The sequence below is a fragment of the Amycolatopsis camponoti genome (genome assembly GCF_902497555.1).
Lineage (GTDB): Bacteria > Actinomycetota > Actinomycetes > Mycobacteriales > Pseudonocardiaceae > Amycolatopsis > Amycolatopsis camponoti.
The window spans coordinates 1,295,974-1,309,586 of the sequence record NZ_CABVGP010000003.1 but is presented as its reverse complement, the minus strand read 5'-3'; the positions used below and the strand labels follow the sequence as shown (position 1 = coordinate 1,309,586).

Genomic DNA, 13,613 nt, shown 5'->3' with positions numbered 1-13,613 from the left:
ACGCTGGCCGCATGGTCGCGACGAATACGGGAGGGTGCGCGAACATGGACAGGTGGATTCGTGGGCCGATCGGCCTGGATGCCGATCGCCGGGTCACCAGATCGGGATGCCGGAACGCGGTGGTGGTCGTGCCCACCATGACGGCGGGCACCCGGCTGCTCGACGCGCTGCCGCTGCTGGAGGCGGATCACCGCGTGCAGACGATGTTCACCGTGCCGCACACCGGCGACGGCTGGCACGGCGTCGAGGAGTTCGTCCGAGCACAGCACGGGCTGGTCCTGCCCTGGCACCAGGCCCTGCAACACCGTTTCGACCTGGTGCTCGCGGCCAGCCACCGGCACCTCGACGAACTGCACGGCCCGATCCTGCTGCTCGCGCACGGCGCGGGGACCGTCAAGTCAGGGCGGTTCAGCCGCAAGGCCGGCGCGGCGACGCTCCCGGCGACCGGGCTCGACCGGGAGCTGCTCACCCATCGCGGGCGGATCCTGCCGGCCGTCCTGGGGCTGGCGACCGACGCGGAGGTCGCGGCGCTGCGCCGGTCGTGTCCCGAGGCGCTGCCACGCGCGCTGGTGGTCGGGGACATCTGCCTGGACGAGATGCTGGAAAGCGTGGCGTTGCGGGAGATCTACCGGCACCAGCTGGGCATCGATCCCGGGCGCCGGCTGGTGACGGTCAGTTCGACTTGGTCGGCCGACTCGGTGTTCGGCCGGCTTCCCCGGCTCTGCCACGCGTTGCGGGACGCGTTGCCGCCCAGCCGCTACGCCGTCGCGGCCGTGCTGCACCCGAACGTCTGGACCGTGCACGGACGGCGCCAGGTCACCGCGTGGTTCGCGGACTGCCTCCGCGACGGCCTGCTGCTCATCCCGCCGGACCAGGGCTGGCAGGCGACCATGGTGGCCTCCGACTGGGTGATCGGCGACTACGGCTCGACCACCGCCTACGCGGCAGCGCTCGGCCGTCCGGTGACCCTGGCGGTGGACGGCGGCTCGGCGATCCGGCCCGGCAGCATCGCGGATCTGGTCCGTCGCCACGCTCCCGGACTGCGGTACGACGTTGCTTTGGCGCCGCAGGAGGAAGTCGCTTCGCGAGCGAGTGATCGTCTCGCCAGGGTGGTCCGGGCCGCGATCACCTCCCGCCCTGGACAGGCCGCGGCCGTCCTGCGGCGCGCGATGTACGAACTCCTCGACTTGCCCGAGCCGGACGGCGCCGCGAGCACCCGCTTCGTGCGGTCGCCGAACCCGCTTCGGGACATCGCATGACGAGCGGGGGCGCGCTCGTCGTCGCGCGGCAACCCGGTGTCTGGCACGTGCGGCTGTCCGGGCCGGGCCGCGGCGCCGACGTGCTGATCGTCGCGGAGGAGGCGCCGCGCGCCTGGTGGGAAGCCGGCGACCTGCTGGTGTGCCGGCAATCCGGTGACGGCGCCGCCGCGGTCCTGGCGGCGTCACGGGCGTTGTCATCGGCGATCGGCGCCGGCGCCGCGCTCGCCGCGTTCCCCGGCGGCTGTGCCTGCGTGGTCCGTGGCCGGTTCGCCGGCCTGTGGGTCTCCGAGCCGGACCCGGAGTTCGCGTGCCTCGGCGCGGTGACGGCGGCCGTCCTCGCTGTGTCCGGCGTCCGACTCGACGTCAGCGAGGCTCTCCAGCACCTCGGCCGTGTAATAAGGCGAGTCGAGGTCGCGCATGATCCGTAGGGCGCCCAGGAGGACCAGCCGGGCTTCGTCGCGCCGGCCTTGCCTCGAACGCAGCCTCGCGACGGCCGTGGTGGCCCGCACGTGCTGGATCGGATCCCCCAGCTCGGCCATGGTCTTCGCCGCCGCGGTCAGCTCGACGATCGCCTCGTCGTCGCGGCCGAGCTTCGCCAGGACCTCACCGCACCGGCGCCGGCACAGCGCGACTCCGCGGGGGATTCCGAGGTCCTCCTGGAGCCGCGCGGCCCGCCGGTAGTACCCGAGCGCGGCGAAGAGGTCACCCTGGCCGCGCACGGCCCGCCCGAGCTGGGAGAGCGCGGTCGCCTGGGTGGGGCCGTGCGCGTGCTGCTCGCCGAGACGCAACGCGATCGAATTCTGGGTGACGGCTTCGTCGAACCGGCGCAGCTTGGCGTACGCGAAGCCGAGCTGCGAACGCAGTCTCGCCTCCACCAGCGGGACGTCGCACCGCTCGGCCGCGGCCACCCCCGCGGTGTGCATCGCCACCCAGGGCTCGTAGTCGCGGTGGTGCAGGAAGAACCCCCACGACGCTTCGCAGAACTGCCAAAGCTCTTCGTCCCAGTTCCGCCGGTCGGCCTCGGTGACCACCGCGCGGATCGACCGGAGATCACGCCGCCACCACGCCACCGCGGCGGCCCGGTCCGAGAACGCTGTCCGGTGCCTGCCGGGCGGGGTGACGCCGAGTCGAGGGCGCTGCGGGTGGATCAGGTCGTCCGCCGCCTGGGCCCGATTGAGGTACCACCGGGTGAACCCGCGAACCACGGCGGCCTGGTCGGCGGGTTCGAGTTCCCGCTCCGCGCGCAGGCGGGCATCGCGGCGCAGCAGGTCGTGCTGGGCGACCCGGTCATCGGCGGCGTCGGCGAGGAGGTTCTCCGACACGAGCGTGTCGACGGCGTCTTCGACGTGCGCGAAGAGCTCGCCGAGAACGTCGGTGAGTGCGTCGAGCGAGACGTCCGGGCCAGGGTGCAGACCGCATGTGCGGTACACCCGGGCGGCTCCATCGGGCAGTGCGGCGTACGACGTGTCGAAGACCGCCTGCACCTCTCGGACGTCGTCGGGTGCGCCGGAGCCCGCGCCGAGATGACGCGCGTAGGCGCTCGCTTCCCTGGCCATGCTCCGCAGCGGGCGGGCGCGCAACCGGGCGCCGATGATGCCGAGTGCGAGTGGCAGTCCGCCGCAGATCTCGATGATCGTTCCGGTCGCGTCCGGTTCCGCGTCGACCCGCTCGGGCCCGACCACCTCGCCGAGCAACCGGCGTGCGTCGTCCGGGGTCAGTGGCGGCAGGTCGAGCAGTTCGGCACCGTCCATTGCGAGTCCGCTGAGCTGCCGCCGGCTGGTCACCACGACCATCGCCGACGCGGTGGCGGGCAGCAGCGCGCGCACCTGCCCGGCGGAGACGGCGTCATCGAGCAGGATGCCGACGAACCGGCCCGCGATGGCGGCCCGGAACAAGGCCGAACGCTGTGCGGAACGCGGCGGGATCGTGTCGGCGGGGACGCCGATCGCGACGAGAAAGCCGAACAGGACCTCGCCGACGGGCACCGGATCCCCGCCGGCTTCGGTCAGGCGGGTGTAGAGAAGGCCACCAGGAAACCGATCGCGGCGATCGCTGAGCCACCGGACGGCGACGGTCGTCTTGCCGACCCCACCGATGCCGGTCAGCACCACGACGGGCGGTCGGTCCACCCGGCGCTGCCACGTCCGATCCATGAGGTCGAAGGCCGCTTCCCGGCTGACGAAGCCCCCCACCGGAGCCGGAATCTGAACCGGCGGCGGCCGCTCCTGTGTGTCGTCCATCCGAGATCTCCCCGTAGGTCTCGAACTTTCTGTTCTACCGTCGGTTCCCGTACACCGCGGCGGTTCAGCCGCTTTTCCACTCGAACGCGCGTGCACGTGCACGTCGACTTTGCGCACAGTGGTCAAACGGCGAAATTCAATACGGTCCGCTTTGTGACCCGCCGCACATTTCAGCGGCCGTCCGGCCTGGCGCGGGTCGACGGTCGCAGCTCGACCCCTTCACGCAGCAAAAGTTCCCGCACACGCTTGTAGTAAAGCCCGTGTTTCTCGGCGATGGCGAGGATGCTCGCCCCGTCCCGGTACTCGTCGGCGAGGATTCCGGGAGCAACCGGAGATTCCCGCGGCGCCGCCCGCGAGCGCAGCTCCACCCCGGCTTTGAGCAGCCGACGCCGCAGCCAGGAGTAGCTGAGCCCGCTCATACGAGCCAGCTCGGCAAGCGAAGCCCCACGCGCGTAGAGCTCGGCGAGCAGGTTGTCCTGTTGATCGTGAGTGAGATCGGCGAACGTCCGGTAGCGCGGTGTCCTTTCGTCCATGATGCCCCCGTCGCATCCTGGTTGGTGGAGCGGATCGCAACAGTCTCTGTGTCCCATCGCGTTGACACCTGCTTTGGTTACTGCGCGTTCTGGTGAATTCATGAAATCTTGCGAACCGGAAACCGAATGAGATCATCGCGAATTGCGCGGCGAATCCTACGAACCGGGAAGGCGGGGGTCGGGATTCCCGGATGCGCCCCAGCGACGGCTGGCTCGGCGCGAGTGAGCGTCCTGCGCTGCGGGGTCACTCGACGGAGGGCTGCGTTCAGGTGAGCTCGACCGTCCCGGTCCGGTAGGAAGGTCTCCCGGGCGACGCTGGAGCCGATGGTGACCACCAGGCCGTTGACCTGGGAGTTTGAGTGGGCCGCCTGGGGCTCGAACCCAGAACCTACGGATTAAAAGCCTGCTCGTGACGCCGCAGCGATCCAATCGTGGTCGCGTTGACAACGGCTTCTACCAGCAGTTTTAGGTCTGCAGCGCTCATCGTAACGTGCCTTGACGGCAGGTCTGGGCTCCGTTATGTCTCCGTTCGTCCAGCTGCGCTCACGGCAGGTCGGCCGCTTGTCATCGGCATTCGAATCATCCACACTCGATGAGTACTGAACGTGTTCGAGGGGGATGGTTTCAGTAGTGGATGGCCCTGGGTTCCATGTCGACGTCGGCAAGGTGGAGGAAGCCGCGAACGGCATCAAGCGAAGCGTGACCGACCAGTCGAGCTTCGAGCTACGCGACCTGTGCGGTGATACTGGCCTGTACGGACACGACGGTATCCACAACTCCCTGATGAACTTCTGTGTCCGCTGGAGCGACGGTCTCGACATCTTGACCGACGACGCGGACGCGATCGGCGACGTCCTCACCAAGGCAGCCGCCGCGTACCGAGCGACGGACTCCGCCGCTGCCGGCTCACTCACCACCGACCCGGGCCAGGGGCCGGTGGACGATGGCTGAACTCGGAGACACCAGCGACCCGACAGCCCTCGTCCCCGGCAAACCCGAAGCGATCGAGGAGAACGCGCGCGTGCTGAACGCTCGCGGCGATCTCGCCGGCCAGGCGGCCGACGGGCTCAAAGCCATCGACACCGGAGCCTGGGAAGGCCCCGCTGCACGCGCGTTCCACGACAAGTTCAGCTACGAGCCGAACAAGTGGTTCGACGCCGCCGACGCCCTCCACCGCGGCGGATCACTGCTGACCGACTACGCGCGCACGCTCCGCTGGGCCCAAACCCAAGCAGGCGAAGCCATCGCCCAGTGGAACAACGCCCAAGCCGCCACCCAACAAGCCAAAACCCGGCACGACGCCGCCGCAGCTGAGGCTCAGGCCAACAACCAGCCTCTGCCACCGTTCACCGATCCAGGTGAAAGCGGACGGCAAGCAGCCCAGGGCACGCTCAACCGGGCCCGAGCGCAGCTGTCCGACGCCGGCAACTCCATCGCAGGCATGCTCGACACCGAAGCGGACGTAGCACCACAAAAGTCCAGCTGGCTCGACGACGCCGGCAACTTCCTTGCCGACCTCGGCACCCACGCCGCGAACAGTCTCGCCTCGTTCGGCAACGCCATGCTCAACCATCCGGTCGACACCGCCGCCGCGGTCGGCGGAATAGCGCTGACCACGATCAGCTCAGCAGGCGAAGGCGCGGGCCTCCTCCTCGACGCAACCGGCATCGGCGCCATCGCCGGTGTGCCCCTCAACGTCGTATCCGCCGCCGGCATCGCCGTCGGCGGAACGATGACCGTCGGCGCCGTCGGCGACCTCGCCCGACACGCCATGACCGACGACCACGTCGAACCCGTCAAACCGCGTTCCAACCCGACCAAACCCACCAAGACCGACCGGCTCAAGGAACATCTCACCGACAAGGACCTCGACGGAGCCCGGCGCGAACTGAACGGCGAAGTCGTCGCCCGTAAGGGTGATGGCACACCTTGGGACCATGTCACCGAGGTCAGGGAGGCCCAGAACGGCCTCTCGAACCAGATCAACCGGTTGAAACGCCTGCTCAGCGACTCGCGACTGTCGCCAGAAGACCGTCCTGCCGTCGAGGCCGAGCTGTCCGAGGCCAGTCGACTGCTCGACTACAGTGAGCAGTGGGTGCCACGCGGATAGCAGACACACGCACGACCACGACAGCTGACACGAGGAGCCATGGGGACCAGTCCTGACGTCGACGAATCGCTCTCTCTCGAGCAAATCGAAGACCGCCACTGGGGCAACCCACCAGCCGACGCTACGCGGCTGATCAGGACCGTCTACGAGCTGCGCCACAAGCCAATCGGCTCCTTGGACGTCGAAGACCTCCGTGTACTTCTGCTCCAGCAGGAGAGCCTCGACGTACTGGTCCCCATTGCGCTGACCCACCTGGAGCAGAACCCACTCGCCGAAGGCGACTTCTACCCCGGCGACCTGCTCACGGCTGTGCTGAAGATCCCGCAGGCGTACTGGCAACAGCACCCTGACCAACGAAGCCGCGCTTCAGCCGTGACCGGAGCGGTCGAGTCCCTCGGCAACCTCGACGATCACGACGCACCACACGACACCATCTGGCAGCAGATCAACATGTTCCGCGGCTGACATCCACGCTTAGGACAGCCGCGGACATCTGATCTGAGGAATTGTTTCAATACCTGTCGGAGCAAGACGGGAATGGCGCTGACCGCCGCCAACTGCACGAGCCGCTCTCGCTACCGCTGCGATGGCCGATTGAAAACTTATGTGTGCGCGGCACGCCACCTGTGCGTTCGCCATCACCTTCGGGTGACCGCCGGCAAGCTATCGAGACTGATCGAGAATGCCGAAACACCGTTCGTGGCATGGCGCCCAGGCTGCTCACACATCCGTCTGCTGATCGATCGCAGCTTCGTAAAAGGCGTCCGCGAGTGCCACGATGACAGCGTTGACGCCAGGTCCGTCACTGAAGAAGTAGTCCGCCATGGTGTTGTGGGCCTCCTGATTCTCGACCACCGCCTCGACGACCGCAGCCTGGAAGTCCTGCGACTCCATGAATTGCTTCTTCGAGTTCACCTTGGTCTGGTTGATCAGGTCCGGGTGGGCGAGCAGCCGCTGCACCAGGCCCTGCACGAACTCCCGGACCTGCGACCCCGTGAACGACTCGGCACCGAAAAGATCATTCATCTTGTCGATGACGACCTGGAGTGCGACGTACTTCGGCTCCTTCCGGCCGCCGGTGCCCGCAGCGCTGATGCCTTTGAGCTCGCCGTCGCCGGTCAGCGAGATGTCGACTGCGGTTCCCTTGCTGTGCTTGACGCCGACGAGGACCACATCGGACAAATCGACCTCTGCGGCCCAGGACGAGTCTGCGATGACCTTCTCCAGGAGCCGCAGGAAGATCGACAGCATCTCCATGTACGCGTCGCCATAGTCGACGATCTGGCTCATGAAGTCGTAGAGCCGGACAAGGGTGGAGACGTCCTTGCGGAACAAGTCGAGAGTGTTGAGGGTGACCTTGTCATCGGCCTCAATCGCAGCCGCGTAGCGGCGGGCGAACTCGTTCTTGGCTGGGCTGATCGCAGCCGAGAGCGCGTTGTTGCCCTTCCGGGTGACCCACAGTTCGGCGACCTCGCGCACCTGCTCTGGCGTATAGATACCAGCCTGGTCGAGCTTGGTGGCGAGGTGGAAGACGACGTACGGATCGGTCTCGGTCTCCAGGGTGGCGTTCGTGAAGTACGGCTCGAACGCCGCCCGGATGTCCTCGGGCTTGTTCACGAAGTCGATGACGAACGTCTTGCGCTTGCGCTCTCCGCCCGCAGTGCGATAGGTGCGGTTGAGCCGCGACAGCGTCTGCACGGCGGTGACCCCGGAGAGCTTCTTGTCGACGTACATCGCCGAGAGCAGCGGCTGGTCGAACCCTGTCTGATATTTGTTGGCGACCAGCATGATCTTGTACGTTGCGCCCTTGAAGGCGACGGCCAAGTCCGAGCCGGCGCCCGGGTTGAGGTTGGCCTCGGTGAACTCGTCGTCCTTGCTCGGCTGCGGCCCCCAGTCCGAAGCCCACTCTTCGTCCTCGGCCATCGTCACCGAGCCGGAGAAGGCGACCAGGGTGCGGTAGTTGTACGAGGGGTCGTTGGCGGCCCGCTTGTCGATGTACGCGTCGATCGCCTTCTTGTATTTCACCGCGGCCTTGCGAGAGTCTGTCACGACCATCGCCTTCGCCTTGCCCTCCAGCAGGTGGGCGACATTGACGTGGAAGTGCTCGACGATGATCTGCACTTTCTGGCTGATGTTGGTCGGGTGCAGCTTCACCCACCGCATCAACCCTTTGCGCGCCGCGGCCTCGTCCACCACCACGTCGCCGTCGCCGCTCTCGGCCTGACCGGCGATCTTCAGCGCGGTGTCGTAGGACTGATAGCCCTTGAGAACGTCGAGGATGTAGCCCTCCTCGATCGCCTGCCGCATCGAGTAGAGGTGGAACTCGACCGGCTTATTGTCAGGACCCTTGCGGCCGAAGAGCTCCAGGGTCTTGTTCTTCGGCGTCGCAGTGAACGCGAAGTAGGAGATGTTCTTCGACTCGGCCCGCTCAGTCATCTCCGAAGCCAAGATCGACTCGACATTGATCGAGCCGCCCTCCTCGATCTCCTTGACCTCCTCAGCAGTAAGCACGGCCTTGAGCTTGGACGAGATCTGCCCGGACTGCGAGGAGTGCGCCTCGTCCGCGATCACCCCGAACCGCTTGCCCTTCAGACCTTTGTCGGCCCGGATCTCGTCGAGTGCGAACGGGAACGTCTGCACCGTGACAGCGATGATCAGCTCCCCGTTCTTTAACGCAGTCGCCAGCAGTCCGGACTTCGACTTGGCTCCCGCCTTGCGCACGTCCTCCGGACTGATCGTGGTCACGATCTTCCCCGACCCATCGATCTGCCGGATCGCCTCCTGGAGCTGCCCGTCGAGCACGGTGCGGTCCACGACCACGATCACCGAGTCGAAGACCTTCTTGTCCTTCACGTGTAGCCGCGCCAGCCGGTGCGCGGTCCAGGCGATGGTGTTGGTCTTACCCGAGCCTGCCGAGTGTTCGATCAGGTAGCGATGACCCACTCCTTCTTCACGCACCGTGGCCACGATGGTCGTCACGGCCTCCCACTGGTGGAACCGGGGGAAGAGCATGCTCGTGCGCCGCACCGAGGTCCCGGTCGCGACGTCCCACTCTTCCTTGGTCTCCACGATCATGAGTCGGCCGATGATGTTGAGCCAAGCGTGCTTGTCCCAGACCCGCTCCCACAGGTACGCGGTTGCTGAACGCCCGTCCGTACCCGGCGGGTTCCCCGCACCATCCTCATGGCCGACGTTGAATGGCAGGAAGTGCGTCTTCTCGCCCTCGAGCCGGGTGGTCATCGCGGCCAGGTCGTTGGAGACCGCGAAGTGCACCAGCGCCCGGTGCCCGAACGACAACAGCGGCTCCGGCCGGCCGTTGGTCAGCGGGTTCCGGTTCTTGCGGTACTGGTTGATCGCCTGATCGACGGACTGTGTGAAGTCGGTCTTCAGCTCAACGGTGGCGGCCGGAAGCCCGTTGACGAAGAAGACCAGGTCGATGCTGCGCTGGTCAGCGGTGGAGAAGTGCACCTGCCGCATCACCCGCACCCGCATCGCCGCGTACTGCTCGTTGGTGGTTGCGTTCAGGCTCGTCTCGGGGCGGAACTGCGCCATCTTCAACCTGCCGCCGCCGATGTACTGCACCCCGTTGCGCAGGATGTTCAGCGTCCCGCCACCGTGTTCCAGGGGCTTGTCCAGAGCTGTGGCCAGCACGTCGAGGAACTTCGCCTGCGCCCCCGCCGCCCTCACGGCCTTCCCGTACGCCGCCTGCTGGGTCTCTTCCAGCCACGCGAACAGGTCTTCGGGAAAGAGCGCCCGCTCCCGGTCATAGCCGGTGTCGTCCGCCGAGTACAGCCACCCATGGGCGGCCAAGTACTCGCAGATCTCGGTCTCGAAGACGTCCTCGTGGTGGTCCGCCATCACACCATCTCCCGTACGTCGATCTGCCCCGTGACCGCCGCCGTGATCAGCACAGCACGCCGCTCACGAGCGAGCTCGATGAACCGCTCGGTCTCGGCGATCAGCGTGTCGATCTTCGCAGTCTGCTCGTCGAGATACGCGGCGATGCGACGTTGCTCTGTGAGGTCCGGCAGCCAGATCGGTGTTGTGCGCAAGACCGGCAGCCGAACGTTTGCCACTGTCGAGCCGTTCGCCGAGAGTAAGAAGTGGTCCTGTACGCGATCCGAGTAGATCTGCCAGAGCAGGAACTCGCCGACGCATACCGTGTCATCGATGCGCAACAGCACCATCCGCTGGCCCAAGCAGACCCGATCGTGAGGGACCATGCACGCCTCGCCAGCAGGCGCCTCACGCGTGAATAGAATGTCGCCAACCGCTGGAGCCCCTCCTGCGTTCCGGTTCTCCCAAGTCGCTCGGTCGACTGGCAGCCCATTTCCAGGACGAAACTTTCCATCCCTCACTGAGGCGGTGCGGACAGCCTCATACTCGCTATCGTCCGAGACTTCCGGCGTCGTGTGTGGGCAGTCGACGACATCGACGCAAGCGTTCTGGAGTCGTGAGTTCGGCGTCTGGACGCCGAAGACTCCATCGACCAGCGAGTGCCGCCGCTCGCGGAGCAGCTCGATCAGGCGTTGTTGCTCCTCGGTGAGCGTGTCGATGCGGGCGGTCTCCCGGTCGAGGTAGCCGGCGATGGCGCGTTGCTCATCGGCAGGCGGCAGTGCCAGGGGTATGCGGGCGAAGGTGCTCCAGTTGCGGAAGTCAACGCTGCGCTCGCGGACGTTCGGCGCCTGGGCGGTAAGGAAGCCGGAGGTTCCAAGGTGACGTAGCAGGCGCGCGAGGTAAGTGAGATCGTCGTCTGCCACGGGTTCGCAGACGTGGTAAACCGGTGAGGCGTTGCCATGACTGTCGGAGACGCCGACCGCGCCAGCGAAACCGTCGAGGGCGTGGAAGACCAGGTCGCCGGGGCGGATCTCTTGGTAGCCGTTCTCAGTGTCGGAGAAGGTGTAGCCGTCCTCGCGGCGGTTGGAGCGCAGTGTCACGATGCCGTCTCGGTAGGCGGTGATCACACCAAGCCCGGGTTGGGCCTGACGGTCGAGCGGACGGAGCACCCGACGTACTGTTGTCTCGCGCCAGCCGGGCCTCAAACCTGTATTCACCCCTCCACCTCCCGCAGCAGGTCGAGGATCTTGGTGACCTGCTTCTCCAGGTCGGCATCGATCTCGGCGAGGGGACGCGGCGGGACGTACTTGTAGAAGTGGCGAGTGAAGGGGATCTCGTAGCCTGCCTTGGCCTTGGCCCAGTCGATCCAGGCGCCGGGGACGTGCGGCTTTACCTCGGCGTCGAAGTACGCCTGGATAACATCGACCTTGCCAGCCACACCGGCGGTCGAGCCGCCGTAGGTGAACGGGACGTTCTCAGTGCCGCGCTTCTTCGTGTCTGGCTTGGGCTTGCCTTTGCGGTCGACGACCGGCATCTCGTTCTCGTCCAACAGCGGGCGCTCGACGGTAATGGTCCAGTAGCCGAACTCGTCGTTGCGCAGCATCTTGGAGTAGTCGGGGTCGGCATCGGTGAAGTCAGCGTACAAGCTGACAACCTTGGTACGGTCGGCGTCGCTGATTTCGCGGCCCTTGGAGCCGAGGTTCTTGCGCATCTTGGTCCAGAACGAGGTGCCGTCGATGAGCTGGACCAGGCCCTTGCGGTCGGGGTGCTTGGCGTTGTCGAGGATCCAGATGTAGGTGGCAATGCCGGTATTGAAGAACATGTTCGTCGGCAGTGCGACAATCGCGTCGACCAGGTCGTTCTCCAGCAGCCACTTGCGGATGTTGGAGGGGCCGGACTCAGCACCACCATTGAAGAGCGGCGAGCCGTTCATCACGATCCCGGCCCGGCCGCCGCCATCCTCCGGCGCCCGCATCTTGTGAACCAGGTGGAGCAGGAAGAGCATCTGCCCGTCCGAGGTCGACGGCAGGCCCGGAGCGAACCGTCCGTAAGGACCTGCCGACTCCTTCTCTTTGGTGACCGCCTTGGCGTACTGCTTCCAGTCGACGCCGTACGGCGGGTTGGACATGCAGAAGTCGAACTGGCGTCCCTTGAACGCATCGTCGGTGAGCGTGTTGCCGAAGGCGATGTTGGTCGCGTCATGGCCCTTGGCCAGCAAGTCGGACTTGCAAATCGCGTACGACTGCGGGTTGTACTCCTGGCCGAACAAGCTCAGTTTCGCGTCAGGGTTCTGCAGGAGGAGGTGTTCCTCGGCCAAGGCGAGCATGCCGCCGGTGCCGGCAGTGGGGTCGTACAGTGTCCGGATGATGCCGGACTCGGTCAGGTCGGCGTCCTTCTCGGCGAAGAGCAGATCGACCAGCAGCCGGATCGCGTCCCGCGGCGTGTAGTGGTCACCCGAGGTCTCGTTCGCGGCCTCGTTGAACTTGCGGATGATGTACTCGAACGCATCGCCCATGTCGGCGTTGGAGACGACATCCGGATGCAGGTCGACGGCTTTGAAGGACGTGATGACCTCGCGCAGCAGTTCCGCCTTCTCAAGGGCGAGGATCTCCTTCTTGAAGTCGAAGTACTCGAACACGTCAACGTCGGGTGAGAACCGGTCGATGTAGTCGGCCAGGTTGTCCGCCAGCCCGTCGGCGTCGGCCAGCAGGTTGGCGAAGGAGTAGTTCGAGGTGTTGAAGAATGACCGGCCGGTCGCCTTCTTGACCTCGATCCTGAGCCGGTTCGGGTTGTCGTACTTCGCCGCCAGCTTGCGTACCGTCTCGCGGTCGGGCTCGAGGATGCAGTCGAGGCGGCGCAGGATCGTGAGCGGGAGGACCACGTTGCCGTACTGGTTGGGGCGGTAGGGACCCCGAAGCTGATCAGCGATCGACCAGATAAAGCTACCGAGAGTGCTCACGCGGCTCCTTACGACGTTCACTCGACGTTGAATGGTGGACGTCCAGCTTGAGGACGTGCGCACCGTCCGACCAGGCGGCGCACAGTCTGCGACAGCCGGCGCGTCACAGGGACATCATGGCGCATCGCCAGTCCTCGCAGCGGCGCCACCAGCGCTCGGCTGCGTGAGAGCCTGTAACCGGGCGCTGGCGTGGCCAGGACGTTTAGGCCAGTGCAAGCGGGGAATCGCGCGGGAATCCCTCGGCCGCGAGCTCGGTCTGCACCTGCGGCGAGGTCGCTGTGCTGCGCACGCTGCCCCCCTCGCCGCAGGCAGACGAGCCGGCTGCACCGCCTCCGCCGGGACGACGAACCGACGGTCGAGCCGACGCCGTGGAGAGCCGGCTGCGAGCCGTCCCGGCAACGGTGGGCACGATGTCCGGCTCGGCTACCTCTGGATGCTGGCCGGCACCAACGAGCAGGTGAAGCCGGACCGGAAAGTGCTTCACTGGCTGAGTCGCCACGTCGGCCACCAGGTCGACGTCCCCAGCCGCGCGGCGGCTGCTCGCCGACGCGCCGCCGAGCTGGACCGGCCGCCCAGGGAGCTCGACCACGCGATCTGGAAGGCCACCTAACCGGAGGTCGCGGCCTCTTAGCTGGCGTGTTGTCAGAACGCTTCCGGCTCCGGCCAAGAGGGCCC

The 13,613-nt window shown here is 66.5% G+C and carries 10 protein-coding genes; 5 read left to right on the top strand and 5 right to left on the bottom strand.

What is annotated here, in order from left to right:
- The first annotated feature begins 44 nt into the window (after window positions 1-44).
- Window positions 45-1,259, top strand: coding sequence for a hypothetical protein (locus tag AA23TX_RS42725; protein ID WP_155548619.1), 1,215 nt, complete (start codon window positions 45-47; stop codon window positions 1,257-1,259).
- Window positions 1,260-1,453: 194 nt separating this feature from the next.
- On the opposite strand, the gene AA23TX_RS42720 is transcribed toward AA23TX_RS42725, so the two are convergent.
- The gene (locus AA23TX_RS42720) at window positions 1,454-3,499 is read right to left on the bottom strand and encodes an NB-ARC domain-containing protein (protein ID WP_155548618.1); all 2,046 of its coding nucleotides are present in this window, start codon (window positions 3,497-3,499) and stop codon (window positions 1,454-1,456) included.
- 170 nt (window positions 3,500-3,669) lie between these two features.
- A complete protein-coding gene (locus AA23TX_RS42715; RefSeq protein ID WP_155548617.1) occupies window positions 3,670-4,032 on the bottom strand; it encodes a helix-turn-helix domain-containing protein in 363 nt (120 codons plus the stop codon).
- A 666-nt stretch (window positions 4,033-4,698) separates the two neighbouring features.
- On the opposite strand from AA23TX_RS42715, the gene AA23TX_RS42710 reads away from it, so the two are divergent.
- Genes AA23TX_RS42710 through AA23TX_RS42700 form a run of 3 tightly spaced genes read left to right on the top strand, consistent with a single transcriptional unit; the run spans window position 4,699 to window position 6,607 of the window.
- Window positions 4,699-4,983, top strand: a complete 285-nt coding sequence (locus tag AA23TX_RS42710) for a hypothetical protein (protein ID WP_230863058.1) — start codon at window positions 4,699-4,701, stop codon at window positions 4,981-4,983.
- A complete protein-coding gene (locus AA23TX_RS50590) occupies window positions 4,976-6,142 on the top strand; it encodes a putative T7SS-secreted protein (RefSeq protein WP_230863057.1) in 1,167 nt (388 codons plus the stop codon). The genes AA23TX_RS42710 and AA23TX_RS50590 overlap by 8 nt, the downstream gene beginning before the upstream one ends.
- Before the next feature lie 39 nt (window positions 6,143-6,181).
- Entirely contained in the window at window positions 6,182-6,607 is a 426-nt protein-coding gene (locus AA23TX_RS42700; RefSeq protein WP_155548615.1) for a contact-dependent growth inhibition system immunity protein, read from the top strand.
- 255 nt (window positions 6,608-6,862) lie between these two features.
- Here the strand turns inward: AA23TX_RS42700 and AA23TX_RS42695 are convergent, their stop codons facing one another.
- Genes AA23TX_RS42695 through AA23TX_RS42685 form a run of 3 tightly spaced genes read right to left on the bottom strand, consistent with a single transcriptional unit; the run spans window position 6,863 to window position 12,938 of the window.
- The gene (locus AA23TX_RS42695; RefSeq protein WP_155548614.1) at window positions 6,863-10,000 is read right to left on the bottom strand and encodes a type I restriction endonuclease subunit R; all 3,138 of its coding nucleotides are present in this window, start codon (window positions 9,998-10,000) and stop codon (window positions 6,863-6,865) included.
- The gene (locus AA23TX_RS42690; RefSeq protein ID WP_155548613.1) at window positions 10,000-11,148 is read right to left on the bottom strand and encodes a restriction endonuclease subunit S; all 1,149 of its coding nucleotides are present in this window, start codon (window positions 11,146-11,148) and stop codon (window positions 10,000-10,002) included. The genes AA23TX_RS42695 and AA23TX_RS42690 overlap by 1 nt, the downstream gene beginning before the upstream one ends.
- Window positions 11,149-11,192: 44 nt before the next feature.
- Complete coding sequence (locus tag AA23TX_RS42685; RefSeq protein WP_155548612.1) at window positions 11,193-12,938, bottom strand: type I restriction-modification system subunit M; 1,746 nt, start codon at window positions 12,936-12,938, stop codon at window positions 11,193-11,195.
- A gap of 31 nt (window positions 12,939-12,969) precedes the next feature.
- On the opposite strand from AA23TX_RS42685, the gene AA23TX_RS51305 reads away from it, so the two are divergent.
- On the top strand, window positions 12,970-13,548 hold the full coding sequence (locus tag AA23TX_RS51305) for a DUF8548 family protein (RefSeq protein ID WP_500676497.1): 579 nt from the start codon (window positions 12,970-12,972) through the stop codon (window positions 13,546-13,548).
- Window positions 13,549-13,613 lie beyond the last annotated feature (65 nt).

Bases quoted from the DNA above. Each gene is read 5' to 3' on its own strand.
- AA23TX_RS42725 (WP_155548619.1), top strand. From the start codon at position 45: ATGGACAGGTGGATTCGTGGGCCGATCGGCCTGGATGCCGATCGCCGG.
- AA23TX_RS42720 (WP_155548618.1), bottom strand. From the start codon at position 3,499: ATGGACGACACACAGGAGCGGCCGCCGCCGGTTCAGATTCCGGCTCCG.
- AA23TX_RS42715 (WP_155548617.1), bottom strand. From the start codon at position 4,032: ATGGACGAAAGGACACCGCGCTACCGGACGTTCGCCGATCTCACTCAC.
- AA23TX_RS50590 (WP_230863057.1), top strand. From the start codon at position 4,976: ATGGCTGAACTCGGAGACACCAGCGACCCGACAGCCCTCGTCCCCGGC.
- AA23TX_RS42700 (WP_155548615.1), top strand. From the start codon at position 6,182: ATGGGGACCAGTCCTGACGTCGACGAATCGCTCTCTCTCGAGCAAATC.
- AA23TX_RS42695 (WP_155548614.1), bottom strand. From the start codon at position 10,000: ATGGCGGACCACCACGAGGACGTCTTCGAGACCGAGATCTGCGAGTAC.
- AA23TX_RS51305 (WP_500676497.1), top strand. From the start codon at position 12,970: ATGGTGGACGTCCAGCTTGAGGACGTGCGCACCGTCCGACCAGGCGGC.